Origin of the sequence: Mongoliibacter sp. (assembly GCF_007692705.1) — a bacterium.
Classification (GTDB): domain Bacteria; phylum Bacteroidota; class Bacteroidia; order Cytophagales; family Cyclobacteriaceae; genus Mongoliibacter.
In genome coordinates, this window is record NZ_REBN01000228.1 from 1 (window position 1) to 10,049 (window position 10,049).

A 10,049-nucleotide genomic window follows, 5' to 3' on the forward strand; every position below is an offset into this window, starting at 1 on the left:
AACACTGACTATATTGTGGAAGATAAAAGTGTCAACCATTTTCAGGACGAGACACGTCTCCCGGTACCCGGGACAGGCTATTCCGCAAGCCTTAGAGTCTAACACTAAGGCTTTTTTATTGATCATGATTTTTAGCATGAGTTACTTTGTTTATTTGATACAGTCGGGAAAGTGGAGCGTTACCCGGTACAGAAAAAGCTATTCTAAAGAACTAAAGGGAAATCTCAGATGATAATTGTATATGTCAAATCATCTAGTTGTCGATTTATCTCTGTCGTTGAGTTTTTGAATTTTATACTATTGTAGTTTTGAAGTTACTTTTTCAACCTGAGTCGTTTACGGAATGATTATCTACGGTGGTGTAAATTAAATTTTTGTTACTAAGATTATTTTTATATTTGTCATAGTCAAAAAACCTAAGTATGCTATTAGAATTCGAAAAACCAATCGCTGACTTGGAGCTCAAACTTCAAGAAATGAAAGATTTGGCAAAAGGTAGAAATATAGATTTATCTGCTGATATTCAGTCTTTGGAAGAAAAAATTCAGATTTTGAAAAAAGAAACATTCCAGAACCTAACCAGGTGGCAAAGGGTTCAACTTTCCAGACACGCAGACAGACCATATTCATTAGATTATATCTACGAAATCACTAATGATTTTATTGAATTACACGGTGATAGAACTGTGAAAGACGATAAGGCAATGATTGGTGGCTTGGGAGATATTGACGGTAAATCAGTAATGTTTATTGGTCAGCAAAAGGGGAGGAATACCAAGCAAAGACAAGAAAGGAATTTCGGTATGGCCAATCCCGAAGGTTATAGAAAGGCTTTGAGGTTAATGAAAATGGCCGAAAAATTTGGTAAACCTATCGTGACTCTTATTGATACCCCAGGAGCGTTTCCAGGGTTAGAGGCAGAAGAAAGAGGACAAGGGGAAGCGATAGCTAAAAACCTAAAAGAAATGTTTATGCTTAAAGTCCCTGTGATCTGCATCATTATAGGTGAAGGAGCGTCTGGGGGTGCCTTGGGAATCGCGATAGGAGACAAGGTCTTTATGCTTGAAAATACTTGGTATTCTGTAATATCTCCAGAGTCTTGTTCTTCCATTTTATGGAGAAGTTGGGATTACAAAGAACAGGCAGCTGAAGCTTTAAAGCTGACAGCCAATGATATGAAAAAAAATGGGCTAATCGATGGGATTATTGAAGAACCTCTTGGAGGTGCCCATAAGGATATGAAAAATATGGCTAAGACGATAAAGTCTACTATCCTTGACGCTTTGAAAGAGTTAGATAAAATCAAACCAGAAAAGAGAATAGAGCAAAGAATTGATAAATTCTGTGCTATGGGTCATTTTGTTGAATAGGAAATTTAAAACATGTAGCACAATACTCAGGTACGTTCTTAATACTACCTGAGTATTGTGCTTTTTTATTTTAAGTATGAATCTTAAAGTTATCAATACAGGCTATTTTAAACTAGATGGTGGTGCCATGTTTGGCGTTGTACCAAAGGTGCTCTGGTCAAAAACGAATCCAGCTGATGAAAACAACCTTTGTTCATGGGCTATGAGATGCCTTCTTGTTGAAAGTAAGGGGAGAATTGTACTTATTGATAGTGGAATCGGTGACAAGCAGAACGCTAAATTTTTTTCACATTATTACCTCTATGGAAATGATTCATTGGAAAAATCTCTTCATAATGCAGGAGTAAATTTCAATGATATAACTGATAACTTTTTAACACACCTGCATTTTGATCACGTTGGAGGTGCGGTATCATATAAAGAAAATGACCCCCAAAAGCCAAGAACTGTTTTCCCAAATGCTAAATACTGGAGTAATAAAGACCATTGGGATTGGGCAATAGCGCCAAATGGAAGAGAAAAGGCCTCATTTCTTAAAGAGAATATCCTTCCTATTCAGGAAAGTGGGCAGTTGCAGTTTTTGAGCCTGGATAAGAATCAATTCTTTGATGGATTTGATTTTTTTACAGCTGATGGTCATACAGACAAGCAAATGATTCCAAAAATAAAATATAAGGGTCACACATTGGTTTTTGCAGCCGACCTACTTCCTTCAGTAGGGCATATCCCTCTACCTTATGTTATGGGGTATGACACCAGACCTTTATTGACCTTAGAGGAGAAAAAAAAGTTCTTGGAGAAAGCAGCGGAAGAAGGATATATCATCTTTTTGGAACACGACCCTGATAATGAATGTTGCACCGTTAAAATGACAGATAAAGGAGTCCGGTTAGATCAAACATTTTCATTAAATGAAATCTGAAAAAAAAATAGGTCTCGCACTTTCAGGTGGCGGAGTCAGGGGAATAGCGCATTTAGGAGTTCTCAAAGCACTAAATGACCATGGCATATTTCCAAATAGGCTTAGTGGTAGCAGTGCAGGAGCCATTGCGGGAGCCCTATATTGTTCAGGACACAGTCCATCAGAAATCCACGAAATAATCATTAAAACTAATTATTTCAAATTTTTGAGACCTGCTATTTCTTGGACAGGAATTCTTAAAATGGATGTTGTAGAGGAGCTTTTTTTAAAATATATCCCCGAAAATAAATTTGAATCGCTCAAAACCCCATTAACGGTTGCTGCTACTGATATAAGGCGGGGCAAAGTCGTATACTTCTCAGAAGGGCCTTTAATCAGACCTCTGATGGCTTCGAGTTGCATACCGGGTATGTTTGATCCCATTGAGATAGATAGTAAGTATTTTGTAGATGGTGGTGTGCTAAATAATTTACCAGTAGAGCCATTAGATGGTTTTTGTGATTATATCATAGGGGTAAATTGTAATCATTTACCAGAAGAGCATAATATCAATAATATCAAAAAACTTATTGAACGGACTGTTATCATGTCGATGAATTATAATGTTTACAGTAGGAAGCAAAAATGTGACTTTTTCATTGAACCAAAGGGATTGGCACGATACGGAGTTTTTGATATTAAAAAGTCAGAAAACATCTTTCAAGCTGGATATGAAGCTACCTTAATATATATTGAAGAAAACCAACAGATTTTGGATCTTGCAAGCACTAAACCCAAATACCTAAGCCAATGATGAAATTTCTATCCAAAATTGTTTTCTTTATAGCAGGTTGGAAACTAAATGTAGGCTGGCCTCAAGGATTAAAAAAGGCAGTCCTTATTGCTATTCCCCACACAAGTAATTGGGATTTATTATATGCTAGAGCAGCCTTTTACCTTATGGATATTCCAGTAAGGTTTACCATCAAAAAAGAAATTATGGTAGGACCTCTCGGTTGGTTGATCAAAGTACTTGGAGGCATCGCTATAGATAGGAAAAGGGTGCCCGGAGGGAGAAAGCAAACTTACACTGAGGCTATGACAAATATGCTTAGAGAGGCTGATGAATTGGTTATAATGGTGACTCCCGAAGGAACCAGAAGCTATGCTCCAAAATGGAAATCTGGTTTCTATCATATTGCTCTTGGTGCAGAAGTCCCCATCGTGATAGGTTACCTCGATTACAAAAAAAAAGAAGCAGGAATTGGGCCTGTAATTTTTCCAAATGGAGAAAGGGATGATCAAATTGAGGAAATGATGGCTTTTGGAAGAACCGTAACTGGTAAATATCCAGAAAAAGGAATTCGTTAACTTTTACTCTACCGTAAGGGTCACATCATCGAAATATACTTTTCCGAAAGTTCTCCCTCCCATCACCAAGAAAACTGTAAGCTCGTCTACCTCCCCAGGGAATTGTGGAAATGATACTTCTATTGGTTGCCAGTCAAATGTACCATTGACCCTAATTCTATTTTGTGAAGTGACGAACCTGTTGCTAGTAATTCCAGAGCTATCTTCTACAGGAAATGCTCTTATGGAGATAAAAACGTTACTAATCGATCCATTTGAAGTAATATTTTCCCCTTTAATCATGGCTTGTAACCTCACTCGTCTTCCTTCTGCCGGCATTCTTCCTCTATAAGTCTGTCTCCAGATGCCAGAATTCAAGCTTAAACTATCTGTACTTTCAATAAAAACAGACCTAGAACCTGAATTAAACTCTTCATTACTTACACCAAGAATAAATCCCTCAGGAGATATGGATGTCCATGGAGAAACATTTATCTGAGAAGCTGAAAAATCTGTATTTACTAACAATTGGGTGCCGATTTCTACTCCTTTCTCTTCACTTAGGCAGGAGACAAAGAGGGTGAAAATCAAACAAGGAATCAAAGTTCTGCTCATTATTCTAAATTATACTTTTAAAACGGAATTGGAATTCAGTGGTTTTTAAATGACATTCTCATTCATCAAGAAAACAGGAGTTTTTTCAAATTTAAATTTGTTTAATTTTCACTTAATAGGATTAATAAATTTTATGTTTTAGATATATCATTTTATTTATTCTCAAAATCAACTCAACAGTAAAAATTATTTTTAAATTGATTTTGAAAGTGTTTTTCAAAATTTAATTCAACCCAAAATTACCATGCAAGATAGCGTTTTAACAGCTGTGTTTTTACCATTGGCTCTTGCCTTTATTATGCTCGGAATGGGACTTAGTCTTACAATTAAGGATTTTAAGAATATTCTCCTTTTTCCTAAAGCTATTTTCCTTGGACTTACAAACCAACTAATCCTTTTACCAGTTTTTGGGTTTTTACTCATACAGCTTTTCGGCTTAACAGGTGCAATTGCAGTTGGTGTGATGATCTTAGCAGCTTGTCCCGGGGGAGCTACTTCAAATCTTATTACCCACCTTTCTCGTGGTGATATTGCACTTTCCATTAGTCTCACTGCAGTCAGCTCGTTTTTAACTGTAATTACTATTCCCCTGATTGTCAATTTTGCAATCAACTATTTTGGAGAGGAGGGAAGTGTAGCATTACCAGTGGGAGAAACCATAATTCAGATCATGGGAGTCACCTTGATTCCAGTTTCTATAGGCATGTTTCTTAAAAAGAAGTTTCCAGTCTTAGCAATCAAAGCTGATAGGCCTGTAAGACTGGCATCAGCTATATTTTTTACCATTATCATTTTTGCAGCAATTCTGAAAGAAAGGGAGTCTATAGTTGAATATTTCATTCTATCAGGTCCTGTAATGCTAATTTTAAACCTTTTGACACTAATTGTAGGCTTTCTTTTAGCCTCGGTATTCCTTCTGCCAAAGCGACAAAGGTTGACAATCTCAATCGAATCTGGAATTCAAAACGGAACTTTGGGGATCATGATTGCTGCCACCTTGCTTAAAAATTCAGAAATGACTATTCCAATAGCTATTTATAGTTTGATCATGTTTATGACATCGGCTGTAATCATATTCTTTGGGAACAAGAGAGCCCGCTACTGACGGGCTCTTTTGTTTTGCTCTGGAAAAATCAATTATCCAAACTATAGAGCTCTTTTGCGGCCTGTTCATATTTATCTCCTTCTTTCCATTGAGGTCTTTCAGGATGATTTGCTATTTTTTCAGCTGTGAGAATATAAGACTTCCAGTATTTAACCGCATATTCAAGATCAAAATTATCCACTTCATCTGAGGGTTGATGGTAATGTCTGGTAATTTCATCGTCGAAAGCAGTGAAACCCAGGCTAAATGTTGGAGAGGGAATTCCTTTTCTTGCAAAATTAACATTGTCTGAACGGTCATAAAGACCTTGTTCAGGAGAAGGATCAGCAATCGTTTTTAAACCAAAGACCTCTGTAGCCTCAGCAATCAAAGGATCAACGGAAGTCCTTCCAAACCCAATGACGGTAATAATCGAAGTGTCATTATAGCCTCCGTTATCAATATTGAGGTTGTAAATGACTTGATTTAAAGGTACAAGAGGATTGTCAGCAAAATAGGCACTTCCCAATAGTCCTTTTTCCTCAGCAGTCCAAGCACAAAAAATTATAGATCTTTTGGGAGGGTGTTCTGCAAAATACTTAGCTGCTTTCATGATGGCAACTGTACCCACAGCGTTATCCCTCGCTCCATTGTATATAGAATCTCCCTCAGCATTTGGTTTTCCTACACCAATATGATCATAATGGGCGGAAAGCATTACAAATTCATCCTTAAGAATAGGATCTGTACCCTCGATAAAGGCTACTACATTTTTGCCAATAATCGAGCGGTTTACTTTGCCTAGTATTTTTATTTCAGCATTAGTATACTCGCCTTTCCCTATTGCATTGATAAGAATATTTTTGGGATCCTTTAACCAAAGATATGGAATACTTTGCTCATCAGGGTTGGTGTCTATTGTCAGTTGTGCTCGGTTAAGAAAGTTGGTAGCCATTTGCCAAGGAAGCGTAGGAACATTAAAAATCTCAATAAGACCCAAAGCTCCTCTTTCTTTAGCCAATGCCAATTTTTTCCTTCCACCAGAAAACAGATCTGCTGGACCTAATTTCCCAGGTTCCCCTATATTGGTTACTACAATTTTACCTTTAACATCTTTGCCTTCGTAATCATTTTCTAAACCGTATCCTAATACAATTATCTCGTGTGAACCAGTGAAGTCTTCACCATCTAACACTAAGATGTCGTCTCCTTGGGTAAAAGTTTGCTCCCCTAATCTGAGTGTTCCCGATTGGGGTGGACCTGATAAACGAAAGGGGATTTTTTGATAATATCCATCAGCACCTTCAAGTTCCTTTGTGCCGTATTTCCAAAACTGCTCAGCTATGTACCTTGAAGCTGCATCAATTTCAGGCCTTATCGGATCTCTTCCCATAAGTTCGTCTGATGCAAGAAAACGAAAACTGGAAATTGCCTCTTTCTCGTCGAAGCTATTTTCGATACGTTCTTTTTCATCTTGTGCCTGAGCACAAAATGTCAATGCAAAAACTGCAAGGGTGATTTTGAATTTCATATTTGAAATGGTTTGTGTTGGTATTAGATTATAAACGGTTTACTATTTGAATTGACTGAGATCATTTTACTGTCTCCAGTCCAATATTATCGATTGTATTTTTAAAATGTTCTGGAATTGGTGCTTTAACTTGAATTTGGCTTTTCAGTATTGGGTGAAAAAACTCAAATGTATAGGCATGCAGCAACAAGTTCTGGAGACCATATTGCTTTTTGAAAAAGTTATTTTGTTTGTTGTCTCCATGTGTGCTATCCCCAATAATATAATGTCTTATATGTGCCATATGTCTTCTGATTTGGTGCATTCTCCCGGTTTTTGGACAGGCCATTATCAATGAATACCTGCTAGTAGGATATTTTGGAGAAGAGGAAAAGGGTATTTCAGTGCTGGAAATTGATGTATAAAGAGTAGTGGCTTCTTGCAAATCACCAACCAGATGCTTTTTCAAAGGTGCTTCAATACTTCCTGATTCTTGTGGCATAAATCCTCTTACAATCGCGAGGTATTCTTTTTTTACTGCATCTGTAGGAAACAAGGGCTGCAATAAGGACGCTGCCTCAGATGATTTTGCAAAAACGAGAATTCCTGTTGTAGGTCTGTCAATCCTATGTAAAGGGAACACTTTACAATTGATCTGATCCCTGAGCATTTGAACGGCTAAGAGTTCCTGTTCTTCTTTTGCAAGGTTGGTTTTATGAACCAAAACTCCAGCCGGCTTATTTATGGCTATATAATCATCGTCTTCATATAGTATTGCTAAATCTTTTTTCAATTTATAGCTGTCTTTAAAAGAAAAATCCTCCTGAGGTACCTTTCTAATCGTTGAATATTAAAATATAACTCCTGAACCTATTGCTTCTTCATTCTGGTACCATGCTACAAATTGTCCCGAAGCTATACCCCTTTGAGCTTGATCGAATAGTACATAGAGCCCTTCTTTCTTCATCAAAAGTGTAGCTCCTGTAAGTGGCTGACGGTATCTGATTCTGGTTTTATATGTTGCAGATTCACCTGGTTTCAGTCTTAGGTCTTCCCGGATCCAATGCACTTCTTCCGAAGGAACAAAAAGACCAAATCTATTCAAGCCTGGATGATCCTCCCCCAAACCCGTATAAATGACATTATCTTTCGTATTTGTACTGATAACAAAGAGCGGCTTGCCAGTGCCTCCAACTTGAAGCCCTTTTCTTTGCCCTACAGTGAAGTAATGGGCTCCATTATGCTCACCTACTTTTTTACCATCGGAAGGACCATATTGCAATGGTAAGCAAATATTAGACAGTTCTTTTTCGTCCAAATCATCAAATGCTATTCCTGCAGGTATTTGTATATTTTGATAAGAGGAATGTGAGCTCTCTACCATGAGGATTTCTCCTTTTTTTGGTTTTAGTTGCTGCTGAAGAAACTCCGGCAGCCTTACCTTTCCAATAAAACATAGGCCTTGACTGTCCTTTTTGTCTGCAGTAACCAAGTCCTGTTCTTTTGCAATTTTCCTAACTTCTGATTTTTGTAAATGGCCAATTGGGAAAAGCGCTTTAGAAAGCTGCTCTTGATTCAATTGACAAAGGAAGTAGCTTTGGTCCTTATTTGGATCAGCACCTGCTAAAAGCTGATAGATCGTTTTTCCATCTTTTTGAATTTGGCCTTTTTGGCAATAATGACCGGTAGCTACAAAATCTGCTTTGAGTTTTTGTGCAGCTTTAAGAAAAATATCAAATTTTATCTCCCTATTGCAGAGAATGTCGGGGTTTGGGGTTCTTCCTGCTTTGTACTCAGAAAACATATAGTCCACAATCCTTTCCCTGTAATCCTCACTGAGATCAATTGCTTGAAAGGGTATTCCCAACTTTTCAGCAACTAGCATAGCGTCGGTACTATCTTCCATCCAAGGGCATTCATTTGAAATAGTGACAGATTCATCATGCCAGTTTTTCATAAACATCCCGATCACTTCGTAGCCAGCTTCCTTAAGGAGATAAGCTGAAACAGAGGAATCAACTCCTCCGGATAATCCAACGACTACCCTTTTTTTATTTTCCATATATTCGAAATTATTCATGGAGTCAAGGTCCATGAGGTTTCATTTCTGATGCAACAATTGACTTAGAGTAATTGGTTCGCAAAGGTATTCAATCACTCCTTATTTCTGACAAAAATTAGTTTGTGTTTTCCTTTTTGCGCTTCTCTTTGTTCAATTTCAAACGCATTGATAGAACTCACCAATGGAGTTAGTTTTTGAAAACCATAATTTCTAGAGTCAAAGTTTGGCTGTTTTTTTTGTAATAGGTTACCTACATCTCCCATAAATGCCCACCCATCATCATCGGCCAAATCTGATATGGTGTTGTAAATCAAACGGATAAGCTTAGGTGTAATCTTATCTACTTGAGGTCTAGTACTGGCTTTACCTTTTTGAAAATTCAACTCAGGCTCTTCTTCTTTTTGAAGTATTTCCACATATATAAATTTGTCACACGCCGCTATAAATGGTTCGGGAGTTTTCTTTTCTCCCATCCCCAATACCAACATTCCTGCTTCCCTCAAGCGCATGGCTAGTTTGGTAAAATCACTGTCACTTGAAACAAGGCAGAAACCTGTCACTTTCTCAGAATAAAGGATATCCATCGCGTCTATGATCATCGCGGAATCTGTGGCATTCTTCCCAGTAGTATAACTATACTGTTGAATGGGACTGATTGCATTTTCTAATAACACATTTTTCCATTTTGCCAATTGAGGCTTGGTCCAGTCTCCATAAATCCTTTTAACCGTAGGATTACCGTATTTGGCTATTTCCTCCATCATTTCTTTGATGGGGTTTGACGAGACATTGTCTGCATCAATTAAAACTGCAATTCTGATGTCATTTTGCATGAAAAATCAAGGTTTTTTGGTTTGAGGTCAATTTAATCAATATTCAATTAACAGTATTCTAATGTATGTGACTATTCTTCCTTCCCCTTATTTTTAAGTCAATTTTTGTAATTTGCAAATAAATCAATTTTAGAATTTATGAAAAAACTTTTGTTGGCTACCGGAGGAGGAGATTGCCCCGGATTGAATGCTGTTATCCGCGGAATTTGTAAAAGAGCAAAAAAATCCAAAGAATGGGAAGTATATGGGAGTATGGAAGCATTTAATGGAGTAAGCCAGGATCCTCCAAGGATTATCAAACTAAATGGTTAGAAATCTGCTGGA

Annotated in this window: 11 protein-coding genes; 6 read left to right on the forward strand and 5 right to left on the reverse strand. The window is 37.4% G+C overall.

The genetic code is table 11. The features are described from left to right. The first annotated feature begins 422 nt into the window (after positions 1-422). The 4 genes from EA341_RS16185 (at position 423) to EA341_RS16200 (ending at position 3,642) form a co-directional block, all read left to right on the forward strand. On the forward strand, positions 423-1,370 hold the full coding sequence (locus EA341_RS16185; RefSeq protein WP_293016210.1) for an acetyl-CoA carboxylase carboxyltransferase subunit alpha: 948 nt from the start codon (positions 423-425) through the stop codon (positions 1,368-1,370). Between the two features lie 76 nt (positions 1,371-1,446). Next, on the forward strand, positions 1,447-2,292 hold the full coding sequence (locus EA341_RS16190) for an MBL fold metallo-hydrolase (RefSeq protein WP_293016211.1): 846 nt from the start codon (positions 1,447-1,449) through the stop codon (positions 2,290-2,292). Next, positions 2,282-3,085: a patatin-like phospholipase family protein gene (locus EA341_RS16195; RefSeq protein ID WP_293016212.1), complete on the forward strand. Its 804-nt coding sequence runs from the start codon at positions 2,282-2,284 to the stop codon at positions 3,083-3,085. The genes EA341_RS16190 and EA341_RS16195 overlap by 11 nt, the downstream gene beginning before the upstream one ends. Next, a complete protein-coding gene (locus EA341_RS16200) occupies positions 3,082-3,642 on the forward strand; it encodes a 1-acyl-sn-glycerol-3-phosphate acyltransferase (RefSeq protein WP_293016213.1) in 561 nt (186 codons plus the stop codon). The genes EA341_RS16195 and EA341_RS16200 overlap by 4 nt, the downstream gene beginning before the upstream one ends. Positions 3,643-3,645: 3 nt before the next feature. Here the strand turns inward: EA341_RS16200 and EA341_RS16205 are convergent, their stop codons facing one another. Beyond that, on the reverse strand, positions 3,646-4,236 hold the full coding sequence (locus EA341_RS16205; RefSeq protein ID WP_293016214.1) for a hypothetical protein: 591 nt from the start codon (positions 4,234-4,236) through the stop codon (positions 3,646-3,648). A 244-nt stretch (positions 4,237-4,480) separates the two neighbouring features. Here EA341_RS16205 and EA341_RS16210 point away from each other — a divergent pair, with 244 nt between their 5' ends. After that, entirely contained in the window at positions 4,481-5,341 is an 861-nt protein-coding gene (locus EA341_RS16210) for a bile acid:sodium symporter family protein (RefSeq protein ID WP_293016215.1), read from the forward strand. 28 nt (positions 5,342-5,369) lie between these two features. On the opposite strand, the gene EA341_RS16215 is transcribed toward EA341_RS16210, so the two are convergent. The 4 genes from EA341_RS16215 to EA341_RS16230 all read right to left on the reverse strand — a co-directional run bounded on the left by EA341_RS16215 (position 5,370) and on the right by EA341_RS16230 (position 9,725). Further along, positions 5,370-6,851, reverse strand: a complete 1,482-nt coding sequence (locus EA341_RS16215) for a M28 family peptidase (RefSeq protein WP_293016216.1) — start codon at positions 6,849-6,851, stop codon at positions 5,370-5,372. Positions 6,852-6,912: 61 nt separating this feature from the next. Beyond that, positions 6,913-7,623 carry a pseudouridine synthase gene (locus EA341_RS16220; protein ID WP_293016217.1) on the reverse strand — a complete coding sequence of 237 codons (711 nt, stop codon included), beginning with the start codon at positions 7,621-7,623 and terminating at the stop codon, positions 6,913-6,915. A gap of 57 nt (positions 7,624-7,680) precedes the next feature. Further along, complete coding sequence (gene mnmA / locus EA341_RS16225; protein WP_293016218.1) at positions 7,681-8,892, reverse strand: tRNA 2-thiouridine(34) synthase MnmA; 1,212 nt, start codon at positions 8,890-8,892, stop codon at positions 7,681-7,683. A 92-nt stretch (positions 8,893-8,984) separates the two neighbouring features. Continuing rightward, complete coding sequence (locus EA341_RS16230) at positions 8,985-9,725, reverse strand: NYN domain-containing protein (protein ID WP_293016219.1); 741 nt, start codon at positions 9,723-9,725, stop codon at positions 8,985-8,987. Between the two features lie 138 nt (positions 9,726-9,863). Between EA341_RS16230 and EA341_RS16235 the strand changes: the two genes are divergently transcribed. After that, positions 9,864-10,037: a 6-phosphofructokinase gene (locus EA341_RS16235; RefSeq protein ID WP_293016220.1), complete on the forward strand. Its 174-nt coding sequence runs from the start codon at positions 9,864-9,866 to the stop codon at positions 10,035-10,037. The last annotated feature ends 12 nt before the right edge of the window (positions 10,038-10,049 follow it).